Genomic DNA, 23,375 nt, shown 5'->3' with positions numbered 1-23,375 from the left:
GTCAGGGTCGGCGCCGACGCGCGGCCAACCATCCCAGCGCCACCGCACCTGCCGAGGCGGTCAGGGCGGACCAACGCGCGCGACGACTCGCGGTGTCGCCGGCCGCAGGACCGCCGGGCGTGTCTGAGGTCCGCGGCGCACGTCCCACGAGCGCGTCGCGCAGCACCTCCGCGAGGTGGACCGGGGCGCGACCGGTTCCGTGCGCGATCTGTGTCCGGCAGCTGAACCCATCGGCGACGATCCTGGCGTCATCTTCGGCGTCCCGGACCTGGCCGAACAGCTGCTCGCCGATGCGCATGCTCACGTCGTAGTGGTCGGACACGAAGCCGAAGGATCCTGCCAGTCCACAGCAGCCGTTCGCCAGTTCCTCCGTGTCGATGCCGAGCGCCGTCAGCACCTCCACCTCCGCGACGGTGCCCCAGGCCGCCTTCTGGTGGCAGTGGGCCTGCAGCCGGGCCGCACCCGGACCTGGGCGGGCTGTGCCGGCGCGCTCCAGCGCCGCATCGAACCGGTCGCGGTGGAGCAGCACGAACTCCGACAGCGAGAACGTCTGGGTCGCCAGCCGGGCGGCGTCCGCGTCGTCGGGCAGCAGTTTGCCGAGCTCGTCACGGAACACCGCCAGACAGCTGGGCTCCACGCCGACCACCGGGGTGCCCGCGGCGATGTCGTCGCGCAGCGTGTCCAGCACCTGCAGCAGCAACCGTCGTGCGCGCGACAGCATGCCGAAGTCGTACAACGGGCGCCCGCAGCACAACGCGCGGTCGGGCAGCCGCACGCGGAAGCCGAGCGCGGTCAGCACCTGGACGGCGGCGCGGCCGGGCCCGGGCGTCAGGTGGTTGGTGAACGTGTCGGGCCAAAGGATCACGTCGGTCCCGACGGTGCGCGTCGGCGCGTGGGCACCGTCCGCGGCGGAGGACGCGTGCGCCTCCCGGAACCACGCGACCAGGGTCTGGGACGTGAACCGCGGGATCTCACGCTCCGTCGTGATGCCCGCCAGCCTGGCCACCAGCCGGCGCAGCGCCGGGGCGTGCGTGACGGCGTTGACCAGTCCGGGCGCGCGTGTGGCCAGCCGTGCGGCGAGGTCGATGTGACCCAGGGCGTAGGCGTGGCGGGGCCGCAGCCGGCCCGCGTAGTGGTGGGAAAGGAACTCGGCCTTGTACGTCGCCATGTCGACCCCGACGGGGCAGTCCCTGGCGCACGCCTTGCACGAGATGCACAGGTCCAGGGCGTCGGCGACGTCGTCGTTGCGCCACGTCGCCGCGGTCACGTCCCCGCGCAGCATCTCGAACAGCAGGCGGGCGCGCCCCCGGGTCGAGTGCACCTCCTCACGGGTCGCCTGGTAGGACGGGCACATGTCGCCGCTGCCGGGGCGGCGGCACTTGCCGACGCCCACGCACCGCATGCTGGCGTTGAGCAGGCTGCCACCGTCGTCGGGGAACGCGAACGTGGTCGGGCCCAGGTCGACGGGGCGGAAGTCCGTGCCGAGCCTGAGGTTGCTGTCCAGCGGGTAGGCGTCGATGACCTTGCCCGGGTTCATGCGGCCGGTCGGATCCCACAGCCGCTTGAAGGCGCGGAAGGCGTCGAGCATCTCCGGTGAGTACATCCGGTCGAGCAGTTCGCCGCGGCCCTGGCCGTCGCCGTGCTCGCCCGACAACGAGCCACCGAACGAGACGCACAGCTCGGCGGCATCCTCCATGAACCGCCGCCACGTCGCGATGCCGGCGGCGGTGGTCAGCTCGAAGTTGTTGCGCGTGTGCACGCAGCCGTCGCCGATGTGCCCGTACCACGATCCGCTGTAGCAGTAGGTGTCCCACAGCTGCGCCAGGCCACGCAGGTAGTCGCCGATGCGTGTCGGGTGGACCGCGGAGTCCTCCCACCCCTCCCACGTCGGCATCCGCCCCGGTACCCGCGCCGTGGCGCCGAGGGCGCTCTCGCGGACCTCCCAGATCCTGCGTTCGTCGTCGGGGTCGTCGAACAGCCGGCTCGTCGGCCCGTCGAGCGCGGCTGCCAGCGCCTCGGCGCGCGCGGTCGCCTCGCCGCGGTCGTCGGCCCCGAACTCGACCAGCATCCACGCGTCGCCGCCCGGCAGCATCGCGACCTTGTCGGGGTGGATGCCCATGGCCTGCATCTCGCTGATGAGGCGGCGGTCCATCACCTCGCAGCCGATCGGCGCGTGCTCGAGGATGTCTGGCACCGCGTCGCCGGCGGTGAAGATGTCCGGGAACCCGAGCACGAGCAGCCGCCTCGCGGCCGGGTTGGCGACCAGGTTGACGGTCGCGCGCAACGTGATCGCGCAGGTCGACTCGGTGCCGCACAGCGCACGGGCGACGTGGAAGCCGCGGTCGTCCAGCAGCTCGTCGAGGTTGTAGCCGGACACGCGTCGCGGGATGTCCGGGTACTCGGTGCGGATCTGCCTGTCGTAGCGATCCCGCAGGGCCCGCAGACCCCGGTGGATCTCCCCGCGTCGCCCACCCGCGGCGATGATCGCGTCGAGCCGGTCAGGTGCTGTGGCACCGACCGTCAGCCGCGTCCCGTCGTACGTCAGGACCTCCATGGCCTCGAGGTTGTCCACGGCCTTGCCGGCCATGAGCGCGTGCACGCCACAGGAGTTGTTGCCGATGATCCCGCCCATCGTGCACCAGGCGTGCGTGGCGGGATCGGGGCCGTACGTCAGCCCGTGCGGGGCGGCCGCGTCGCGCAGGGCGTCGAGCACGACGCCGGGTTCGACCGTGGCGGTCCGGGCGTCCGGATCGATGTCGATGATGCGGTTGACGTGCTTCGAGCAGTCGATCACCACGGCGGTGTTGCAGCACTGCCCGGCCAGGCTGGTGCCGGCGCCCCGACCGAGGATCGGCACGTCGTGCTCGCAGCACGCGGCGACGGTGGCCACGATGTCGTCCACGTCGCGGGGGACGACGACCCCGATGGGGACCTGACGGTAGTTCGACCCGTCGGTGGCGTACACCGCGCGGCTCTGCGTGTCGAACCGCACCTCCCCGCGCACGACCGCGCGCAGCGCGGCGATCAGCCCGCCGATCCGGTCGTCGGACAGGTCCGCCGTGACCGCGCGGGTCGGTCGCACGTCGGGGTCGGAAGCGGTCACGTCATCACCTCGTCGGTCGTCCGACCGCCGGGGCGGCCGCCGGCCGCGCTCCTGACGGGTCGGCGTGGCTGTCAGCGTGGATCGTCACGTGCCGAACAGCGTAGACAGCCGGCATCGACGATCCTGCGAACGGCGGTCGGCTCCGGCAGCCAGCTCTGTGCAGGCCCATTCGCGAACCGTTTCGGTCGAGACGGTCGCCCAGGTCTTGACACCGCATCGTCGGGTCCTATCGTCGCTAGGCGCAGGGGAGGCACCGCCACGACGACTCGTCGACGCCCCGGCGGCGAGATCGGAGCTCACGCGATGGGCATCGCGCAGATCCGCGACGAGATGCTGGGTCTGCTCGGGTCCGACGCCGTCATCTCAACCGGCGCACAGCTGCGGACCTACGAGTGTGACGGGCTCACGGGCTACCGGGTCCGCCCGGCGCTCGTCGTGCTGCCGACGACGACGCAGGAGGTCGCCGCCGTGGTGCGCGCCTGCCGGCGCGACGGCGTGCCCTACGTCGCCCGCGGATCGGGCACCGGGTTGTCGGGCGGGGCGCTGCCGCACGCGGACGGGGTCCTGGTCGTGCTGTCGCGCATGCGCTCGATCCTGCACGTCGACGTCGAGAACCGGTACCTCGTCGCCGAACCGGGGGTCACGAACGCCGCGATCTCGGCGGCGGTCGCCCGCCACGACCTCTACTACGCGCCCGACCCGTCCAGCCAGATCGTGTGCTCGATCGGTGGCAACGTCGCCGAGAACTCGGGTGGCGTGCACTGCCTGAAGTACGGCTTCACGACCAACCACGTGCTCGGGCTCGAGTTCGTCACGCCCGACGGGGACATCGTCGAGCTGGGCGGCGCGGTGCCGGACACGCCAGGCTACGATCTGCGCGGGGTCGTGATCGGGTCGGAGGGCACGCTGGGCATCGCGACCAGGGTGATCGTGCGCCTGCTGCGCCGACCCGAAGCGGTCGAAACGCTGCTGGCGGACTTCGACACGCCCCGCGAGGCCGGCGACGCGGTCACGGCGATCACCACCGCCGGCATCACGCCGGCCGGCATGGAGATGATGGACAACCTGGCGATCCAGGCGTGCGAGGAGGACGCGCAGGTCGGGCTCGACCTCGAGGCGGGCGCGGTCCTCGTCGTGGAGCTCGACGGCCCCGAGGCCGAGGTCTCCGCGCTGTTCGGCGAGGTTCAGCGTCACTGCGAGGAGGCCGGCGCCACCAACATCCGCGTCGCCGCCGACGCCGCGGAGCGGGCATTGATCTGGAGGGGTCGCAAGGCGGCGTTCGCGGCCATGGGACGGCTGTCGCGTGACTACTTCGTGCAGGACGGCGTCATCCCGCGCACCAGGCTCGGCGAGGTCCTCGAGCGCATCGGCGAGATGAGTGACGAGGCCGGCTACCGTGTCGCCAACGTGTTCCACGCGGGCGACGGCAACCTGCATCCGCTGGTGCTCTACGACGGCCGCAACGCGGGTGAGGCCGAGGAGGCCGAGCAGCTGTCGATCCGCATCGTCGAGCTGTGCGTCGAGGCGGGCGGGTCGATCACCGGCGAGCACGGCGTGGGCGCGGACAAGGCCTGCTCGATGCCCAAGATGTTCGGCGAGGAGGACCTGGCCGTGATGCAGCGCGTGCGGGCCGCCTTCGACCCGGGCGGGATCTGCAACCCGGGCAAGCTGTTTCCGACCCCGCGGCTGTGCGGCGAGCGTCCCGGCCCGTACCGCCCGCACGCGATCGAACAGGCCGGGCTGGCGGAGCGGCTGTGAGCACCGACACCTCGATGACCCACCGCCCATCGGATCTGGCGGGCGTGCGCGACGCGATGCTCGACACCGCCGGCCCGCTGCTGTTCACCGGGGGCGGCACCAAGCTCGACTGGGGGACGCCGCCGCCGGACAGCGCCGCCGTCATCTCGTCGGCGGCCATGACCGGGGTCCTGGCGTACAACCACGCCGACGGGACGGTGGCCGTGCAGGCGGGCATGCCCCTGTCGGCGCTGCAGTCCACCCTCGCCGAGCATGACCAGTGGCTCGCGATCGATCCCCCACACGTCGCTGACGGCGCGACGATCGGTGGGCTGCTCGCCAGTGGCGACGCCGGACCCCGACGTGTGGCCTACGGCACCATGCGGGACCTGGTCATCGGCGCCACGTACGTGCTGGCCGACGGTGCGGTCGGGCGCACCGGTGGCTTCGTCATCAAGAACGTCGCCGGCTACGACATGGCCAAGCTGTTGTGCGGCTCGCTGGGGACGCTGGCGTTCGTCGCGGAGGTCGTCCTGCGTGTGCATCCGCGACCGGAGGCATCGGCGACCCTGCGGGTGCCCTGTGACGCAGCAACGGCCACAGCGACCGCGGTCGCGCTGGGAGCCGCGCCGGTGGAGCCGGTCGCGGCCGAGTGGGACGACGGGCACCTGTGGATCCGCTACACCGGGCACACCGACGCCGTGGACGGCCAGTTGGAGCACACGGTCGGGCTGCTGGCCGACGGCAGCGGCGACCCCGCGCGGCTCGACGGCGACGAGGAGCGGCAGGCATGGGACGGCCTGACGGCGGGCCTCGCGGGCACACCCGGGCAGACGGTCGTCCGGGCCGCGTGCCTGCCGACGCGTGTGCCGGATGCCGCGCGGGCATGCGCCGACGCAGCCGAGCGCAGCGGTGTCGACGTCAGGCTGCAGACCACTGTGGTGCTCGGCGTGATGACCGCCCGGATCTTCGACGGCGACGGGGCAGCGCACGCGGCGTTCGTCGACGCCTGGCGTGGCGCGCTGGGCGGCATGGGAGGTCATGCCGTAGTCCGCCGCACGGCAGAGGGCGTCGCAGAGGTCGTGGACGTGTGGGGTCCGCCGCCGTCCGGCATCGATCTGATGCGACGGGTCAAGCAGCAGCTCGATCCTGACGGGCGTTGCGCCCCGGGCCGGTTCGTGGGAGGGATCTAGGAATGAGCGAAGCGGTAGGTCACGTGTGATGACCTCAAGTAGCGAAGCGGTAGGTCACGTGTAATGTCCGACGCCGCGGCGGTGCCCGACGAGCACGAGGCGGGCGGCCCGGTCGTGGGTGCGCCGGCCGGTGACGGCCACGGCGCGTTCGATCTGCTGCGCCCGCCGTCCGACGACCTGCTCGCCGACTGTGTCCACTGCGGCTTCTGCCTGCCGACCTGCCCGACCTACGCGCTGTGGGGCGAGGAGATGGACTCGCCGCGCGGGCGGATCTACCTCATGGAGCTCGCGTCCGCCGGCGAGATCGCGATCGACGACGTGTTCGTCACCCACATGGACCGCTGCCTGGGGTGCATGGCGTGCGTGACCGCCTGCCCCTCCGGCGTGCAGTACGACAAGCTGATCGAGGCGACCCGGCCACAGATCGAGCGCAACCATCCGCGGACGCTGGCGGACCGCGCGTTCCGGCGGCTCGTCTTCGCGCTGTTCCCGTACCCCCGGCGCCTGCGGATCGCCGCGCTGGCCGGCATCGTCTACCAGCGGCTGCGCATCGGCGGGCTGCTGCGACGCTCGGGCGTGTTCGCGCGGCTGCCCGCGCGGCTCCAGGCGCTGGAGGGCCTGCTGCCCGACATCACACTGCACGAGCTGCAGCGGCGGCTGCCGGCCCACGTCGCCCCACGTCGGGCGTCGCGTGAGCCCGCCCGCCCGCCTGTCCGACGGGTCGGCATGGTCGCCGGATGCGTGCAGTCGGTCTACTTCGGCGACGTCAACGCCGCGACCGCGCGGGTCCTGGCCATGGAGGGCTGCGAGGTCGTCGTCCCCACCGATCAGGGCTGCTGCGGTGCCCTGATGGAGCATTCCGGTGAGGAGGAGTCGGCGCTGCGCTTCGCGCGGCGGATGATCGCCACGATGGAGGATGCCGACGTCGACACCATCGTCATCAACGCGGCGGGGTGCGGTTCCACCCTCAAGGAGTACGGCCACCTGCTGCGGGACGATCCGGCATGGGCCGACCGGGCGCAGGCGTTCTCGGCGAAGGTGCGCGACGTCTCGGAGCTGCTCGACGAGCTCGAGCCCCGCGCCGCGCGCCATCCGATCCCGGCCCGCGTCGCCTACCACGACGCCTGCCACCTCTCACACGCACAGGGCGTGCGCAGCCAGCCACGGGCGGCGTTGCGCGCGATCCCCGACCTCGATCTCGTCGAGCTCAGCGAGCCCGACATCTGCTGCGGATCGGCCGGCATCTACAACCTGCTGCAGCCGGACGCCGCCTCCGACCTCGGAGCGCGCAAGGCGGCGACGGTGGCGGCGGCCGCACCCGACGCGCTGGTGACCTCGAACCCCGGGTGCCTGCTGCAGCTCAGGCGGCACCTCGACGCGGACCTGCCCATGCTGCACCCGATCCAGGTGGTGGACGCGTCGCTGCGCGGCGTGAATCCGTTAGCGTGACACCGACGCTCGGCCGTCCGCGCGGCGACGCTGAGGAGTAAGAGATGGTGGTGCAGCCGTTCGAGAGCGTCGGGCGGGTCGACCGGCGGGCCGTCAGGTTGCGGCGGTCGGTGCTGGTCGTGCCGGGGTCGGGTCCGAAGATGCTGGCACGTGCGGGTGAGCGGGGCGCCGACGAGATCGTGCTCGATCTCGAGGACGCCGTCGCCCCGGGCGAGAAGCAGCGCGCGCGTCGGACAGTGGTCGAGGCGCTGTGCGCCAACGACTACGGCGACGCGGTCGTGGCGGTGCGCATCAACGACGCGACGACACCGCACCAGTACCGCGACGTGGTGGAGCTCGTGCTGGGTGCGGGCGGTCGGTTCGACTGCCTGGTCGTGCCGAAGGTCGACCACCCCGGCCAGCTGTGGTTCCTCGAGCACCTGCTGGGTCAGCTGGAGCTCGAGGTCGGCCTGGACGTGCGCCACGGCGTGGAGGCGCAGATCGAGTCCGGCGCGGGCGCCGTCGCGATGGACGCCACCGCCCGGGTCACCGATCGCATCGAGAGCCTGACGTTCGGGCCCGGCGACTACGCCGCGAGCATCGGCGTGGCCCAGACCGGCATCGGGATGCCCGAGCCCGACTACCCGGGCTTCCAGTGGGCGGCGATCGTCGCGCGGATCGTCGATGCGGCCGCGGCGGTCGATGCGGACGCGATCGACGGGCCCTGCAGCGACATCGCGGACCGCGATGCGTTCGTCACGATGGCGACGCGGGCGAAGCTGTCCGGCATGGACGGCAAGTGGTGCATCCACCCCTCGCAGGTCGAGCTCGCCAACGAGGTCTTCACCCCGACGCCCGGGCAGTTCGCCGACGCGCTGGAGCTCCTCGACGTCCACCGCGGTCACACCGCCGAGGGCCGCGGCGCCGCGCGGCACCGCGGGCACATGATCGACGAGGCCAGTCGTCGGATGGCCGAGAAGCTGGTCACCCGCGGCCGCGCCGCGGGCCTCGGCTCCTGAGGCGGGATTCCGCCGCAGCGGCCGCTCGTGGGCCTTGACCGAGTGGTCAGGCAGTCTTACGGTCGACGTCACCGTGGTGATCCCGGTGCGGGACCGCCCGACGCAGTTGCGCCGTCTGCTCGCGCACCTGCCGGCGGGCGTGCCCGTGATCGTCGTCGATGACGGGTCGGCAGTCCGACGACGAGCGCGGCGGTGTGCCGCGCGGCCGGCGCCATGCGGTTGGCCCATCCCGAACCCCGCGGTCCGGCCGCGGCGCGCAACACCGGACTGGCGGCGGCGCTCACGCCGTTCGTCGCCTTCGTCGACTCCGACGTCGTACCCGATCCGGGTTGGCTGTCGGCCTGCGACGGCACTTCGATGATCCGGCCGTCGCGGTGGTGGCGCCGCGGGTGCTCGGCCTGGACCCGACCGGCACAGGGACGTGGGTCGGCCGGTACGAGGCGGTGCGCTCGTCGCTGGATCTCGGCTCGACGGCCGCCGGTGTCCGTCCCCACACCCGGGTCAGCTACGTGCCGGGTGCCTGCCTGATGGCGCGCACCGCTGCCGTCGGTCGTGGGTTCGACCCCCGGCTGCGGGTCGCCGAGGACGTCGATCTGGTCTGGCGTCTGACCGACCGTGGGTGGCGGGTGCGGTACGACCCCGCACTGGTGGTCCGGCACGATCACCGCATCACCTTGAGGTCGTGGCTCGCGCGCAAGGCGTTCTACGGCACGGGCGCCAGCCTGCTCGCGCAGCGGCACGGCGCGGCCGTGGCGCCGATGGTGGTGACGGCACCCACGGTCGCCGTGGTCGTCGTGCTCGCGTTGCAGCGGCGCTGGTCGGTGCCCGTCGCGGCCGCCATCCATGCAGCCCTCGTGGCGCGGATCCGGCGCCGGCTGTGGCACAGCGGCGCACCCACGGCCACCGTCGTGCACCTCGCCAACCTCGGGGTGAGCGCCGCGGCGCGTCAAACGGCATCCGCACTGATCCGGCAGTACTGGCCCGTCGCCGCCGTCATCGCTGTGCGCTCGCGGCGCATGCAGCGCGCGATGACGGTCGCCGCCATCCTCGACGCCGTCGTCGACCACCGGGCGACCGGCGCTCCGTTGGACCTGCTGCGGTACGGCATCGCCCGCCGGATGGATGATCTCGCATACGGCGCCGGCCTGTGGTTCGGCGCGCTGCGGGCACGGTCGCCGGCTGCGCTGCTGCCGGTGGTGCGCGGCCTGGGTCGGGCCCGGCGCGTGCGTGCGGGGCGGACCCGTCCGCCCTCATGGTGACCGGCCGGTCCGTGCTCGGTGGTGGCGCCACGTCGAAGTGGGCGGCGAGCACCCGTTCGACGACGCCCGGCCGGGTCCGCTCCACCGTGGACGAGTCGGCCCGGTCGCGTAGCGGCTCCTGTGGCGGGCCAGGTCGATCAGGACTTGTGCGCAGCCCCGGCACGGCGGGAGAATGCCGGTGCTGCGAGAGAGGCACGGTGATGTTCGAGCGGTTCACGGACGAGGCCCGTCGGGTCGTGGTGCTGGCGCAGGAAGAAGCGCGCACGTTGGACCACGACGAGATCGGTACCGAGCACCTGCTGCTCGGACTCGTCCACGAAGACGATGCCGAGGTCTGCAAGGTCCTCGGCGAGTTCGGCGTCGACATCCACGCGATGCGGCATGCCGTGCTCGCGGTCGTCGGCAGGGGAACCGAGCCGTCGCCGAGCCACCTGCCGTTTACCCGCCCAGCCAAGAAGGCGCTCGAGCTGTCACTGCGGGAGTCGCTGCAGCTGGGCCATCGTGAGATCCGTCCCACGCACATCCTGTTGGGCCTGCTCCGCACCGGTGACGGTGTCGCGGCCACGGTGCTCACCAGGCAGGGCCTCTCGCTTGACGACGTCCGTCAGATGGCCACCCGGGCGCCCGGTGACGAGCGCGCCCGTCCGGAACGGCGGCGGGGCATCCGACGGTTGTTCCGGTCCGATGATGACGACGAAGAGCCCACGTCCGCCACGCCGCTGCTGCTGGAGCGGTTCGACGATCAGGCGTGGGAGGCGTTGACGTACGCGCGTGCGTCGGCGCGGCGTCGCGCGACCGGCCGTGTCGATACGCAGGATCTGTTGATCGGGGTCGCATCCGTGCCGGGCCCGGCCGCCTCCGCGTTGGAGGCGATCGGCGCCGACGCGCAGGCGGTCGTCGCGGTCGACCTCGACACCGGGGCCAGCGGCGACGGCGGCGACACGGCACTCGGTCTGACCGGCTCCGCACGCCATGTGCTGCGATGGGCCGCCGAGGACGCGCAGCGGCGGGGCCAGCCGGCGGCGGGCACGGCGCACATCCTCCTCGCGCTGCTCGTCAACGCGGACGACCACATGCAGCAGGTGCTGGACGCGTTGGCGATCGTCCTGTCGGACCTCCACGCGGAGGTGGCACGCCGGATGGCGTGACGCGTGGGGGATCGCCGGCGTGCGGTACCCGCGCCGGCTCGATCCGGTGGCCTGCCCCACGCCGTCAATCGTCCAGGGAGATCTCCATCTCGGCACCCAGCTGCAGCGTGTTCGACACCGCACAGCCGTTGCGTGCGATGTCGATCAGCTTGCGCTTCGTGTCATCGTCGACCTCGGCGTCGAGCTCGACCGACATCCGCACCTTCTTGATGCGGTACGGCGTGTCGGCGGTCTCACCGGCGATGGTCAGCTCGAGGTCGCGGATGTCGATGCCCCGCGCCTCGGCCGCGGCGATCAGCGTGCTCTTGAAGCAGCCACCCCACCCGAGCAGCATCAGGTGGCCGCCGTTGAAGCCCAGCCCTGTACCGCCGGTCGCCTCCGGTCGGTCCAGCGGCAGCACCTGATCCTCCTCCTGACGACCGATCGACACGTGCCCGTCGAGTGAGCGCACCCATACGTTCATCGTTGTCACGTCCTGCTCCTCCTCGCTGTCGTCGATCGCGCCGTACCCTGCATCGTCCCGCGCGGTCGTGATGTCGGTCCTCGACTGTCGGAGAACCTCCAGTCGAGGCTGGGAGTGCCTGTCGGTGCTCGCTCGGAGCGACGTTTCGGGCGGGTGACCGCGCCGGCATGTCTACGCTGTGCCATCCCATGTGTTCCCTCGGATGATGTCGTGCATGCACAGACATCGAACAATGTCCACAGGCATGGGGATGCACTTGTGTTCCACATGAATGCGAATGTATGTTCGATTCATGCAGGTCGCACGCGCCAGCCCGCGCGGACGCGTACCCGCCACCAGCGGGGCGTGTCCGCGCGTACGGACACCCCGTGGGTCCGCGCGTCCGCCGCCCCCACTCCCAAACAGCGGCGCCTCGGCGCGTCCGCGCGTCCGGACACCCGTATCGGCGCGGCCCGACGAGCCCCCCGACAGTCGCGTCAGGCGGTCAGCGCGTCCGGCGTCAAGGTGTAGACATCGGTGCGCTCGCCGTCGAGCTCGGTGATCCCGGTGCGCACCGCGCCGAGCTTGATCGCCACCCGGATCGACGCGGCGTTGGCCGGACGGATCAGACTGATCAGGCGTTCACTGCCCAGCTCCGAGAAGGCGGCGGCTGCAACGGCGCGCGCCGCCTCCGTCGCGTACCCCCGGCCCCATGACGCGGACCCGATCAGCCATCCGATCTCGAGCTCCGGCCAGCCCTCCGGGTACCACAGGCCGACCCGGCCGAGGAACCCGCCGGTGCCACGGTCCTCGACCGCGTACTGGCCGTGCCCGCGCAGGGTCCAATGTCCCAGGAACATCGCGATCAGCCGCCACGACGTGGCGCGGTCGTTGGTCCGGCCATCTCCGATGTGACGTGCCGCGCCGGGGTCGGCCTGGATCGCGGCGAAGGCATCCAGGTCGCCCTCCCGGAACTGGCGCAGCAGGAGCCGATCGGTCGACAGCTGTCCGGGCATCGTCATCATGCCGTCATGCCTCCATGTTCACGCCGACACCGTGGCAGGATCCGGGGCCCAGCCGGCGGCAGGGTACGCCCTCGCGGGCGCACTAGGCTGTCCGCCGGCGGCGCGCGCAGTGCGGACCACGACGATAGTGCGCCCCGCCCGCGGTGGACGCTGCGGGTCGTGGGGCACGGGAGCGACGATGAGCAACGACCAGGATCACGGCAGCCGACTCGACTCCCTGATGGGGGAGCGGCGGGAGAAGCTGCGCGCGCTCCGTGAGCGGGGCGACGACCCGTACCCCGTCGACGTGCAGGTCGACCACGCGCTGGACGACGTGATCAGTCGCTGGCACGACCAACTCGAGCCGGGCGAGGGCTCGGACGAGCGGGTTGCGGTGGCTGGACGGCTGGTCGCACGTCGCGGTCACGGGCGGCTCGTCTTCCTGGTGCTGGCGGAGGGCGACGCCGACCTGCAGGTCATGTGCAATCTCAAGGCACTCGGCGACGACGGCATGGCACGCGTCGCCGATCTGGACATCGGCGACTGGATCACCGCACGCGGCGAAGTCGTGCGGTCGCGACGTGGTGAGCTGTCGGTGATGGCCGAGCAGGTCGGGCTGATCAGCAAGTCGCTGCGGCCGATGCCGGACAAGTGGCACGGCCTGCGCGACACCGAGACCCGTTTCCGTCAGCGCTACGTCGATCTGGCGGTCAACCCCGACGCCCGGCGGGTGTTCGACGTCCGCGGCCGGGCCATCGCCGCGCTGCGGACCGAGCTCATCGACCGCGGCTACGTCGAGGTCGAGACGCCACTGCTGCACACCCAGCCCGGTGGCGCGACGGCCAAGCCGTTCGTCACGCACCACAACGCCCTCGACATCGATCTGTACCTGCGCGTGGCCCCCGAGCTGTTCCTCAAGCGGCTGGTGGCCGGCGGCATGCCCCGCGTGTTCGAGATCGGTCGGGTGTTCCGCAATGAAGGGTTGTCGACACGGCACAACCCCGAGTTCACGATGCTCGAGAGCTACGAGGCCTACGCGGACTACCACGACATCATGGAGCTGACGCAGGAGCTTCTGCAGCGCGCCGCGCTCGATGCGGTGGGCACGACGGCGCTGACGTACGAAGGTCGCAAGCTCGATCTGGGCGGCGACTGGCCGCGTCGCACGGTGCTGGACCTCGTCCGCGAGGCCACGGACCGTCCCGACCTCGATTACGACGTGCCGATCGCCGAACTCCGGGCGATCGCGGACCAGCACGGCGTCACGACGGACGACCGCTGGGGACCGGGCAAGGTCATCGAGGAGCTGCGCGATCAGCTGGCCGAGCCGACGTTGTGGGAGCCGACGTTCGTGATCGACTATCCGGTCGAGGTGTCCCCGCTCGCGCGCCGCCACCGCGATGATCCACGGGTGACGGAGCGGTTCGAGCTGATCGTCGCCGGCCGCGAGATGGCCAACGCCTTCAGCGAGCTGGTGGACCCCGACGATCAGCGCCGCCGGTTCGAGGCGCAGGCCCGCGCACGCGCCGCGGGCGACGACGAGGCCATGCCGATCGACGAGGACTACCTGCGGGCCATGGAGTTTGGCATGCCGCCCATGGGCGGGCTCGGCATCGGCATCGACCGCATGGTCATGCTCCTGGCCGATGTCTCCACGATCCGCGACGTCATCCTGTTCCCGACGTTGCGGCCCGAGATCATCCGACCGATCGAACCCGCGCACGAGACAGAAGACGAGCTCTCCGTGGGCGTGGTCGCGGACGACCCGCGGGAGGCGTCACCGGACGAGGGCTGAGGCTGCCCTCAGGTCGCCGACGCCCGGGCCGCGACTGCACGGCGATGCTGCGGAACCTGCTGGTCAGGCGTGCCGTGAATCGGGCGGGCCGGCTGCAGCGATCGTGCGCAGCTGATGACGCTGGGGACACCGGCGGCTAGCGTTGACCTGCGTCGTCGACGCGCGACGAACCGTCGCGCACCCGACGGCGGCGCGCGTGCGACCCACGCCGACAGGAGTCAGCCCAGTGCCAGCCACACCCCGCACGACGGTGTCGGAGCAGCCGCCGACCCCCCGCGCGCTCGGAGGGCCGGTGCTACGATGCGCTCAGAGCACCCGGCCAGGGGGCAATCATGTTTGAACGGTTCACAGACCGGGCTCGCCGCGTGGTGGTCCTCGCCCAGGAAGAGGCGAGGATGCTCAACCACAACTACATCGGGACCGAGCACATCCTGCTCGGGCTGATCCACGAGGGTGAGGGTGTCGCCGCCAAGGCCCTCGAGTCCCTCGGCATCTCGCTCGAAGGTGTCCGCGACCAGGTCGAGGAGATCATCGGCCAGGGCCAGACCGCGCCCGCCGGCCACATCCCGTTCACGCCCCGTGCCAAGAAGGTGCTCGAGCTGTCGCTGCGCGAGGCGCTGCAGCTCGGCCACAACTACATCGGGACCGAGCACATCCTGCTCGGCCTCATCCGCGAGGGCGAGGGCGTCGCCGCCCAGGTCCTGCAGAAGCTCGGCGCCGATCTGAACCGCGTCCGCCAGCAGGTCATCCAGCTGCTCAGCGGCTACGCCGGTGGCGAGTCCGGGTCCGGCCAGACCAAGGCCGGCGTGTCCGGTGGCTCGGAGGAGTCCAAGGGCTCGGCCGTGCTCGACCAGTTCGGGCGCAACCTCACCCAGCTGGCGCGCGAGGGCAAGCTCGATCCGGTGATCGGCCGCACCCGCGAGATCGAGCGGGTCATGCAGGTGCTGTCGCGCCGCACCAAGAACAACCCTGTGCTCATCGGTGAGCCGGGCGTCGGCAAGACCGCCATCGTCGAGGGCCTGGCGCAGATGATCTGCGCGGGCAACATCCCCGAGACCCTGCGTGACAAGCAGCTGTACACCCTCGACCTGGGCGCCCTCGTCGCGGGCAGCCGCTACCGCGGTGACTTCGAGGAGCGCCTGAAGAAGGTGCTGAAGGAGATCACCACCCGCGGCGACATCATCCTGTTCATCGACGAGCTGCACACGCTGGTCGGGGCGGGTGCTGCCGAGGGCGCGATCGACGCCGCCAGCATCCTCAAGCCCATGCTGGCCCGTGGCGAGCTGCAGACCATCGGCGCGACGACGATCGAGGAGTACCGCAAGCACCTCGAGAAGGACGCCGCGCTGGAGCGGCGGTTCCAGCCCATCCGCGTCGAGGAGCCGTCGGTCGCCCACACGATCGAGATCCTCAAGGGGCTGCGCGACCGCTACGAGGCGCACCACCGCGTGACGATCACCGACGACGCGCTGGTGGCCGCCGGCAACCTCGCCGACCGCTACATCTCCGACCGCTTCCTGCCCGACAAGGCGATCGACCTGATCGACGAGGCGGGATCGCGCCTGCGCATCCGCCGACTGACCGCCCCGCCGGACCTCCAGGATCTCGAGGACGAGGCAGCAGGCGTCCGCAAGATGAAGGAATCGGCGATCGACGAGCAGGACTTCGAGAAGGCCGCGCAGCTGCGCGACCAGGAGAAGAAGCTGCTGGAGCGTCGAGCCGCGCGGGAGCGCGAGTGGAAGTCCGACGGGATGGACACCGTACTCACCCTCGACGAGGAGGACATCGCCGAGGTCCTCAGCAACTGGACGGGCATCCCGGTCTTCAAGCTGACCGAGGAGGAGACCCAGAAGCTGCTGCGGATGGAGAAGGAGCTGCACAAGCGGGTCATCGGTCAGGACGAGGCGATCGCTGCCGTGTCCAAGTCGATCCGCCGGACGCGGTCGGGTCTGAAGGACCCCAAGCGCCCGAGTGGCTCGTTCATCTTCCTGGGACCCTCGGGTGTCGGCAAGACCGAGCTGGCCAAGACGCTGGCGGAGTTCCTGTTCGGTGACGAGGACGCACTGATCCACCTCGACATGTCCGAGTACATGGAGAAGCACACGGTTTCGCGGCTGATCGGTTCGCCTCCGGGCTACGTCGGCTACGAGGAGGGTGGTCAGCTGACCGAGGCGGTCCGCCGGCGGCCCTTCAGCGTGGTGCTGTTCGACGAGGTCGAGAAGGCCCACCCGGACGTGTTCAACGCGCTGCTCCAGATCCTCGAGGACGGCCGGCTGACCGACGCGCAGGGCAAGACGGTGGACTTCAAGAACACCGTGCTGATCATGACGTCGAACCTGGGCACCAAGAACCTCGGGCAGCAGGCGCTGGGCTTCTCGGCGTCGGCCGACGAGGAGAGCGTCTACGAGCGCATGAAGGCGCAGGTCGACGACGAGCTCAAGCGCCACTTCCGCCCCGAGTTCCTCAACCGCATCGATGAAACGATCGTGTTCCACCAGCTGACGAAGGCCGAGGTCAAGTCGATCGTCGATCTGATGCTCAAGCGGGTCCAGGGCCAGCTGAAGGCCAAGGACCTCGACATCGAGCTGACCGAGGACGCCAAGACCTGGTTGGCCGACAAGGGCTACGACCCCGAGCTGGGTGCGCGGCCGTTGCGCCGGACGATCCAGCGGCAGATCGAGGACGCACTGTCGGAGCGGCTGCTGTTCAACGACTTCAGTGCCGGACAGCTGATCGTGGTCGACATCGAGGACGACGGGGTCGTGTTCCGCGCGGTCGACGCGCCCGACACGCCCGAGGTCGAACTGGCGGGCTCGGGACCGGGCGACGTTCCGGCGGCGAGCGACGGCTGATCGGCGGCGCGGCCGCCGGGGTGTCACCCGGCGCTGCGCCGGTGATGACGTTGCGGTAGGGTGGCACGTCCCCTTTCGAGGCACGTGCCACCTGCAGCGGGATGCGACACCGTCCGGCACATCCTCGAGGCGCAACGTTCAGGTCCGCGGTACCTGGCGGTGACGACGACATGCGATGCTTCGCGTGCCGTCGGCATGGCCGACGGGGACACCGCACGAATGTCGGGCACGATCGGAACTGGCGGGTGACGCCAAGAGTCACCGCCACACGATGTTCCGTCCAGTTGCCCGGGTGCGGGCCCGGCACGGCAAGAGTGCCGGGCCCTTCGCATGTCCGGCGGTGGGGTCGGCTGACTAGGCGTCGGGACGGTCCAGCACCCGGCCGAAGGGGCTGGGCCGGTCGGCGCCGTGCGGCGCGCAGCCGTTAGCCTGGCACGCCATGATGTCGGCCGACGCGGCGGACCCCACCGCATGAGACTGGTGGTCGCGCGCTGCACCGTGGACTACGCAGGGCGCCTCGAGGCGCACCTGCCCGAAGCCGTCCGCCTGTTGATGGTCAAGGCGGACGGCTGTGTCGCCGTGCACGCGGACGGCGGTGCCTACAAGCCGCTGAACTGGATGAACGCGCCCAACGTCCTGGACGACGGTCCGGAGCGCTGGGTCGTGACCAACGGCAGGGGTGAGCGGCTCGAGATCACCCTGCTGGAGATGATCTCGGACACGAGCTTCGTGTTCGGTGACGATCCGGGCCTGACGAAGGACGGCGTCGAGGCGCACCTGCAGGAGCTGCTGGCCGACCACCCGGACACGCTGGCCGACGGCCTGCAGCTCGTCCGGCGCGAGTATCCGACCGACATCGGACCGGTCGATCTGCTCTGTCGGGACGAGCGCGGAGCGTACGTCGCCGTCGAGATCAAGCGCCGAGGTGAGATCGACGGGGTCGAGCAGTTACGTCGCTACGTCGAACGACTGAACCGTGACCCGCTGCTGCGTCCCGTCAGCGGTATCTTTGCTGCCCAGCGGGTCAAACCCCAGGCCCGCGTGCTGGCCACTGAGCGCGGGATCACCTGGGTCGAGGTCGACTACGACCTTCTGCGCGGCCGGCAGTCCGACGAGTTGCGGCTGTTCTGACGGCCGCTGACACGATGATTATGACCGTTGATGCATGGTTGACGCTCGCGGTGGTCGCCGTGAGCCTCGCGCTGCTGGTGCGCGACAAGCTCTCGCCCGCCGTGGTGCTGCTCGGTGGTGCGTTCTCACTCGTCCTCACCGGCGTGCTCGACGCCGAGACCGCGTTCGCCGGGTTCGCCAACCCCGCCCCCTTGACGGTCGCGGCCCTGTACGTGTTGGCCGGCGCGGTCGACATCACCGGCGCGCTGGATCCCGTCCTGTCCCGGTTGCTGGGGTCGGGCGAGTCGGAACGCTCGACGCGTTCGGTGCTCACCCGGCTGCTGGTGCCGGTCGCCGGCGCGTCGGCGTTCCTCAACAACACGCCGATCGTCGCGATGACGGCGCCCCAGGTCGCCGCGTGGGCCGAGCAACGGGGACGATCGGCGTCGCCCCTGCTGATGCCGCTGTCGTTCGCCGCGATCCTCGGCGGTGTCGTGACGTCGATCGGCACGTCGACCAACCTGGTCGTCTCGGGCCTGCTCGTCCAGCGGGGCCTGGCACCGCTCGGGCTGTTCGAGATCACCCCCGTCGGGCTGCCCGTCGCCCTCGGCGGCCTCGCGCTGATGATCCTGACCGCGCCCTGGTTGCTGCGGACGCGCGACGCGCAGCGCGTCGACCTCAAGGAGCAGGTGCGCGAGTTCAGTGTCGACATGCAGGTGTCCGACGACGGTCCCCTCGTCGGGCTGTCAGTCGAGGAGGCCGGGCTGCGCGCCCTGCAGGGCGTGTTCCTCGTCCGCATCGAGCGGACCGGACACGTCATCGCCCCCGTGGGACCGGGTGAGGTGCTCCAGGCGGGCGACGTGCTGAGCTTCGCGGGCAACGTCGACCTGGTCGTCGACCTGCAGCGCATCCGCGGCCTGTCCTCGACCGAGCAGCACCACTTGTACGGCATCGACGAGACCCGCCAGGCGTTCTTCGAAGTGGTGCTCGGACCCGAGTCGCTGCTAGCCGGCTCGACGCTGAAGGAGGTCGGGTTCCGCAGTCGCTACGACGCGGCCGTGCTGGCCGTGCACCGCGCCGGCCAACGCGTCGACGCCAAGCTCGGTGACCTCCAGTTGCGGGCAGGCGACACGCTGCTCCTGCTGGCCGACACGGAGTTCCGTCAGAAGTGGCGGGAGTCGGGAGATTTCCTCGTGGTCGCCCGCCTCGGCGGCACCGCACCCACACGGACCCGCAACGGTCCGCGTGTGTTGGCGATCACCGCGCTGCTCGTCGTGGTCGCCGGGTCCGGCGTCGTCGACATCCTCAACGCCGCGCTGCTGGCGGTGCTGGCGCTCGTGGCCCCCTGGCCACGGCCGCTCGGCGACGGCCGTCCGATCATGACGCTGCGCGAGGCGCGCGAGGCGGTCGATCTGAACGTGATCCTGGTCATCGGGGCCGCGTTCGGGCTCGGTGCGGCGATGGAGAGCACCGGTCTGGCCCAGACGGCCGCCGATCTGCTGTTGTCGGCGTTCGCGCCGTTCGGTGCCGTCGGTGCGCTGCTCGGGATCGTCATCGCCACGGTGGTCCTGACCGAGATGATCACGAACAACGCGGCCGCGGTGCTGATGTTCCCCATCGCGGTCACCACGGCGGGCGCCGTCGGTGCCGACGTGCGGGCGTTCGCGATCGCGGTCGCGGTGGCGGCCAGCGCATCGTTCCTCACACCGATCGGCTACCAGACCAACACGATCGTCTACGGCCTCGGCGGCTACCGCTTCGGCGACTACCCGCGCCTGGGATTTCCGTTGACGATCCTGGTGCTGGCCACGACGGTCGGCCTCGTCCAGATGATGGCGTGAACCCGCGCCGGATCAGTCCTCGGCCAGGCCCTGCATCGGGGGGATGCGCGCACCACGCAGCAGGTCGCTGACGTCCTCGACCGACCACCCCCGGTCGAGCAGCGCCCGCGCGATCCTCGCCGGTCCCAGGTGCGTGCCGCACAGCGGGCAGAACACCAGGTGCTCGGATTGCTCGGGGAGTTGGGCGCCGCAGAACGGGCATCCACCGGTGGCGGTCTTCTGTGTCGGCAGCGCGGGCATCCCGCCATCGGCCAGTCCGTCGAGGTAGCCCTGTGCGTACTCCCAGTTCACGTACTCGTCCGGCTTGGGATCGAAGGCGGGCTCATGGACCGGCGTCTCCCCCGACTTGAGCAGTTCCTCGAGGTTGTGCTCGAGCATCTGCCACTCGTAGTAGTGCTCCTCGGCGCAGTCGACGCAGAACAGGCTCACGCCCTTGAACCCCTCGGGCTCGAACGTGTGACGGAACGCGGCCAGATCGTCCAGGTCGCGCCTGATGAGCGCGGCCTCCTGACGTCCCAGTCGGGGTTGCGGCACGTCTTCGTAGTCGTCGTACTCGTCGCTCATCGCGAGGCCGTTTCCTTCGTCGCCGGCGTGAGAGGTGGCGGTCATCCAGACGCTACACTCCACCGTACGTTCCCCCGCCACCGGTGGTACCGCCGTACTTGTGGTTGTGGACACCTGCACCGCCAACGTCACGAAGGAACTGCGCGTGGCCGAGATCGAGATCGGCATCGGCAAGAGCGGGCGGCAGGCCTACGGCTTCGATGACATCGCCATCGTGCCGTCGCGCCGTACCCGCGACCCGCACGATGTGGACGTCAGCTGGCAGATCGACGCCTACGAGTTCGCCCTCCCGCTGCTCGGCGCTGCGATGGACGGGGTGTCCTCGCCGCGCAGCGTCATCGAACTGGGGCGCATCGGCGGCCTGGGCGTCCTCAACCTCGAGGGTCTGTGGACCCGGTACGCCGATCCCGAGCCGTTGCTCGCGGAGATCGCCGAGCTCGACACGACGGTCGCGACGGCGCGGATGCAGGAGATCTACAAGCAGCCGATCGATGCCGACCTGATCGGTCAGCGGGTCGGTGAGCTCAAGGGAGGCGGGATCGTCGCGGCGGCGTCCCTGACGCCGCAGCGTGTGGAGCAGTACCACGACATCGCGCTGGCGGCGGGGCTGGACATCCTGGTCATCCAGGGCACGGTCGTGTCGGCCGAGCACGTGTCGAGCCGCGAGGAGCCGCTGAACCTCAAGGAGTTCATCGCGCGGTACGACATCCCGGTGATCGTGGGCGGGTGCGCGTCGTATGCGAGCGCGTTGCATCTGGCACGCACCGGTGCCGCGGGCATCCTCGTCGGCGTCGGTCCCGGCAACGCGTGCACGACGCGCGGTGTGCTCGGCGTCGGCGTGCCGCAGGCGACGGCGATCGCCGACGCCGCCGGCGCGCGGGTCCGGCACCTCGAGGAGACCGGCCGCTACGTCCAGATCATCGCGGACGGCGGCATGCGCACCGGCGGTGACGTGGCGAAGGCGGTTGCGTGCGGCGCCGACGCCGTGATGCTGGGTTCGCCGCTGGCGCGTGCGACGGAGGCGCCCGGGCGCGGCTTCCACTGGGGCATGGCGACGTTCCACCCCGACCTGCCGCGTGGCGCGCGGGTCGCGGTGGGGGCGATCGGGTCGCTCCGCGAGATCCTGGAGGGACCGGCGGTGCAGAACGACGGCACGCTCAACCTGTTCGGCGCCCTGCGGACGTCGATGGCGACGTGCGGGTATGCCAGCATCAAGGAGTTCCAGCGTGCCGAGGTGCTGGTCGCGCCGTCGTTGCAGACCGAGGGCAAGCACTACCAGCGCCAGCAGGGCGTCGGCATGGGGCGCCGCTGAGCGGGTAGCGTGACCGCGCAGCCGCGGCCGGCTGCGCTCCTGACGGCCGGGAGCCCTTCGCTGCATGGTCAGTGGTGAGATGACCGACAGATCTCCGACACCCGATCTGCCGCGCCTCCACTTCGCACTCGTCGCGGTGCCGTTGAGCCGCCCGGACGTCAGCGGGTTCATCCGCGACTGGCGGGTGCCCGCCCGGGGCGCACCGATCGCAGTGATCGAGCAGCGTCCGCCGGCCGCGGTGCGCGCCGGATGGCTGGCCGAGCTCATGGCGCTCGACGACGAGCCTGACGTGGCGGTGCGGACCGTGCTCGCGACCGACGACGCCATGGCGCACGTCGGCTTCAGTCGGACCGACCGGCTGGTGCCGCGCGACTTCCTCGATGACGACGATCGGTTCCTCGAACGGAACCTGGGCGGCTGGGCCCCGCTGTGGTTCGACGCGATGGGCATCGCCGGCGACGGGCATGACGACGATCCCGTCCTGCGTGCCGGCGAGACGCTGGTCGACTACGGCGACACGATCGCTTCCGCGCTCGTCGATCCCGTCCTGGTCTCCGGCCGGCTGGCGCAGGAGCTGCCCGACGGCGTGGCGACGCTGCGCGCGTCGGCAGGGGCGCTCCGCGCTGCCAGGGCGGACGGGCGCGACAGCCTGATCGACGATCTCGTGGCCGCGGTGCGCGGTGACGGACCCCTCGGCGGATCGCTGCACCCCATGCTCGCCCACGACGAACTGATCGAACAGCTGTATCGCCTGGAGCTGTCGCGCCGGTCCGCCGCCGCGGAGGACCGCGTGGCCGACGAGCGCGCGGCACGCGACCTGCAGCGTCGTCACGCCGACGAGCTCGGCGTCGAGCTGTTGCTCAAGGGCGAGTACATCATGGGTCGGCACCGCCGCAGCACGATCCTGCTCGCCGAGGGCCTGGGCGTCGTCGTCAAGCAGCCCGCACCGGAACCCGAGCACGAGATCGACCTGGGCGTCCGCACCCACGAGGGCTCGCCGGAGAACTGGCCGCGCGCGACGGGCGAGGGCCGCATGGTGACGGCGCGGGCGGACATCGCGCAGGTGGTCGGATCGACTGCGGTCGAACGCCTCAATGCCGCATTCGGACGCGACGTGCGCTTCTCGACGGCGCTCGGGCTCACCGTCGAGCCGTTCGAGCAGGGGCCGACGCTGGCGGAGCTGGCGGTCGAGCGTCCGGCGGAGCTGACGGCCGACCGCTACGACCAGATGCTCGTGCACCACCTGGCGTGCGAGGAGCTGGGGATCGACAACCCGGACTGGCACGCGGCCAACTTCGTGGTGACCGGCGAGGGCCTGGTGCACGTCGACTGGGGCGCGGCGCGCCCCATCCGCGCCGATGAGAGGACGCCCGCTGCGGCACGCGAGCGCCTGGATCAGGTGCGCGAGCTCGCGTGGTCGTTCCAGGACGCCGACCTGGCGGAGCGGACGTCGAGGCTGCACGAGCGCGCGACATCGGACGATGGGCACCTCGACCGCCTGCGCGCCCGCGCCCGCGACCTCGTCGGCTGACGACCGGCCTGCGCGCCCCGCCCGCGACCTCGTCGGC

16 protein-coding genes are annotated in these 23,375 nt (G+C 71.2%); 12 read left to right on the top strand and 4 right to left on the bottom strand.

The features are described 5' to 3' along the window. Position 1 precedes the first annotated feature (1 nt). On the bottom strand, positions 2–3,103 hold the full coding sequence (locus VFZ70_03370) for an FAD-linked oxidase C-terminal domain-containing protein (protein ID HEX6254830.1): 3,102 nt from the start codon (positions 3,101–3,103) through the stop codon (positions 2–4). Between the two features lie 303 nt (positions 3,104–3,406). Between VFZ70_03370 and VFZ70_03365 the strand changes: the two genes are divergently transcribed. The 6 genes from VFZ70_03365 to VFZ70_03340 all read left to right on the top strand — a co-directional run bounded on the left by VFZ70_03365 (position 3,407) and on the right by VFZ70_03340 (position 10,887). Further along, entirely contained in the window at positions 3,407–4,861 is a 1,455-nt protein-coding gene (locus VFZ70_03365) for an FAD-linked oxidase C-terminal domain-containing protein (protein HEX6254829.1), read from the top strand. Continuing rightward, positions 4,858–6,033, top strand: a complete 1,176-nt coding sequence (locus VFZ70_03360; GenBank protein HEX6254828.1) for an FAD-binding protein — start codon at positions 4,858–4,860, stop codon at positions 6,031–6,033. The genes VFZ70_03365 and VFZ70_03360 overlap by 4 nt, the downstream gene beginning before the upstream one ends. A gap of 63 nt (positions 6,034–6,096) precedes the next feature. Continuing rightward, on the top strand, positions 6,097–7,482 hold the full coding sequence (locus VFZ70_03355) for a heterodisulfide reductase-related iron-sulfur binding cluster (protein ID HEX6254827.1): 1,386 nt from the start codon (positions 6,097–6,099) through the stop codon (positions 7,480–7,482). A gap of 44 nt (positions 7,483–7,526) precedes the next feature. Next, positions 7,527–8,480 carry a CoA ester lyase gene (locus tag VFZ70_03350; protein ID HEX6254826.1) on the top strand — a complete coding sequence of 318 codons (954 nt, stop codon included), beginning with the start codon at positions 7,527–7,529 and terminating at the stop codon, positions 8,478–8,480. A gap of 329 nt (positions 8,481–8,809) precedes the next feature. After that, a complete protein-coding gene (gene mftF, locus VFZ70_03345) occupies positions 8,810–9,739 on the top strand; it encodes a mycofactocin biosynthesis glycosyltransferase MftF (GenBank protein ID HEX6254825.1) in 930 nt (309 codons plus the stop codon). 200 nt (positions 9,740–9,939) lie between these two features. Further along, positions 9,940–10,887, top strand: coding sequence for a Clp protease N-terminal domain-containing protein (locus VFZ70_03340; GenBank protein ID HEX6254824.1), 948 nt, complete (start codon positions 9,940–9,942; stop codon positions 10,885–10,887). 64 nt (positions 10,888–10,951) lie between these two features. On the opposite strand, the gene VFZ70_03335 is transcribed toward VFZ70_03340, so the two are convergent. Next, positions 10,952–11,350 carry an OsmC family protein gene (locus VFZ70_03335; GenBank protein HEX6254823.1) on the bottom strand — a complete coding sequence of 133 codons (399 nt, stop codon included), beginning with the start codon at positions 11,348–11,350 and terminating at the stop codon, positions 10,952–10,954. Positions 11,351–11,826: 476 nt separating this feature from the next. Next, positions 11,827–12,354, bottom strand: a complete 528-nt coding sequence (locus tag VFZ70_03330) for a GNAT family N-acetyltransferase (protein ID HEX6254822.1) — start codon at positions 12,352–12,354, stop codon at positions 11,827–11,829. 178 nt (positions 12,355–12,532) lie between these two features. Between VFZ70_03330 and lysS the strand changes: the two genes are divergently transcribed. The 4 genes from lysS (at position 12,533) to VFZ70_03310 (ending at position 19,931) form a co-directional block, all read left to right on the top strand. Beyond that, on the top strand, positions 12,533–14,128 hold the full coding sequence (gene lysS / locus VFZ70_03325; GenBank protein HEX6254821.1) for a lysine--tRNA ligase: 1,596 nt from the start codon (positions 12,533–12,535) through the stop codon (positions 14,126–14,128). Between the two features lie 332 nt (positions 14,129–14,460). Beyond that, positions 14,461–16,980: an ATP-dependent Clp protease ATP-binding subunit gene (locus VFZ70_03320; protein ID HEX6254820.1), complete on the top strand. Its 2,520-nt coding sequence runs from the start codon at positions 14,461–14,463 to the stop codon at positions 16,978–16,980. A 471-nt stretch (positions 16,981–17,451) separates the two neighbouring features. Next, complete coding sequence (nucS, locus tag VFZ70_03315; GenBank protein ID HEX6254819.1) at positions 17,452–18,111, top strand: endonuclease NucS; 660 nt, start codon at positions 17,452–17,454, stop codon at positions 18,109–18,111. 20 nt (positions 18,112–18,131) lie between these two features. Then, positions 18,132–19,931 (top strand): SLC13 family permease, encoded by a 1,800-nt coding sequence (locus tag VFZ70_03310; GenBank protein HEX6254818.1) that lies wholly within the window; start codon positions 18,132–18,134, stop codon positions 19,929–19,931. A gap of 12 nt (positions 19,932–19,943) precedes the next feature. On the opposite strand, the gene VFZ70_03305 is transcribed toward VFZ70_03310, so the two are convergent. After that, entirely contained in the window at positions 19,944–20,540 is a 597-nt protein-coding gene (locus tag VFZ70_03305; GenBank protein ID HEX6254817.1) for a DUF5319 family protein, read from the bottom strand. Positions 20,541–20,640: 100 nt separating this feature from the next. Between VFZ70_03305 and VFZ70_03300 the strand changes: the two genes are divergently transcribed. Both VFZ70_03300 and VFZ70_03295 read left to right on the top strand, forming a co-directional pair. Beyond that, complete coding sequence (locus VFZ70_03300; GenBank protein ID HEX6254816.1) at positions 20,641–21,807, top strand: GuaB3 family IMP dehydrogenase-related protein; 1,167 nt, start codon at positions 20,641–20,643, stop codon at positions 21,805–21,807. A 79-nt stretch (positions 21,808–21,886) separates the two neighbouring features. Beyond that, complete coding sequence (locus tag VFZ70_03295; GenBank protein HEX6254815.1) at positions 21,887–23,338, top strand: hypothetical protein; 1,452 nt, start codon at positions 21,887–21,889, stop codon at positions 23,336–23,338. The last annotated feature ends 37 nt before the right edge of the window (positions 23,339–23,375 follow it).

This window comes from Euzebyales bacterium (assembly GCA_036374135.1).
GTDB lineage: Bacteria > Actinomycetota > Nitriliruptoria > Euzebyales > JAHELV01 > JAHELV01.
This window is presented reverse-complemented; position numbering and strand designations above follow the sequence as displayed.

Bases quoted from the DNA above. Each gene is read 5' to 3' on its own strand.
- VFZ70_03340 (HEX6254824.1), top strand. From the start codon at position 9,940: ATGTTCGAGCGGTTCACGGACGAGGCCCGTCGGGTCGTGGTGCTGGCG.
- VFZ70_03310 (HEX6254818.1), top strand. From the start codon at position 18,132: ATGACCGTTGATGCATGGTTGACGCTCGCGGTGGTCGCCGTGAGCCTC.
- VFZ70_03330 (HEX6254822.1), bottom strand. From the start codon at position 12,354: ATGATGACGATGCCCGGACAGCTGTCGACCGATCGGCTCCTGCTGCGC.
- VFZ70_03355 (HEX6254827.1), top strand. From the start codon at position 6,097: ATGTCCGACGCCGCGGCGGTGCCCGACGAGCACGAGGCGGGCGGCCCG.
- nucS (HEX6254819.1), top strand. From the start codon at position 17,452: ATGAGACTGGTGGTCGCGCGCTGCACCGTGGACTACGCAGGGCGCCTC.
- VFZ70_03350 (HEX6254826.1), top strand. From the start codon at position 7,527: ATGGTGGTGCAGCCGTTCGAGAGCGTCGGGCGGGTCGACCGGCGGGCC.
- lysS (HEX6254821.1), top strand. From the start codon at position 12,533: ATGAGCAACGACCAGGATCACGGCAGCCGACTCGACTCCCTGATGGGG.
- VFZ70_03365 (HEX6254829.1), top strand. From the start codon at position 3,407: ATGGGCATCGCGCAGATCCGCGACGAGATGCTGGGTCTGCTCGGGTCC.
- VFZ70_03295 (HEX6254815.1), top strand. From the start codon at position 21,887: ATGACCGACAGATCTCCGACACCCGATCTGCCGCGCCTCCACTTCGCA.
- VFZ70_03305 (HEX6254817.1), bottom strand. From the start codon at position 20,540: ATGACCGCCACCTCTCACGCCGGCGACGAAGGAAACGGCCTCGCGATG.
- VFZ70_03335 (HEX6254823.1), bottom strand. From the start codon at position 11,350: ATGAACGTATGGGTGCGCTCACTCGACGGGCACGTGTCGATCGGTCGT.
- VFZ70_03320 (HEX6254820.1), top strand. From the start codon at position 14,461: ATGTTTGAACGGTTCACAGACCGGGCTCGCCGCGTGGTGGTCCTCGCC.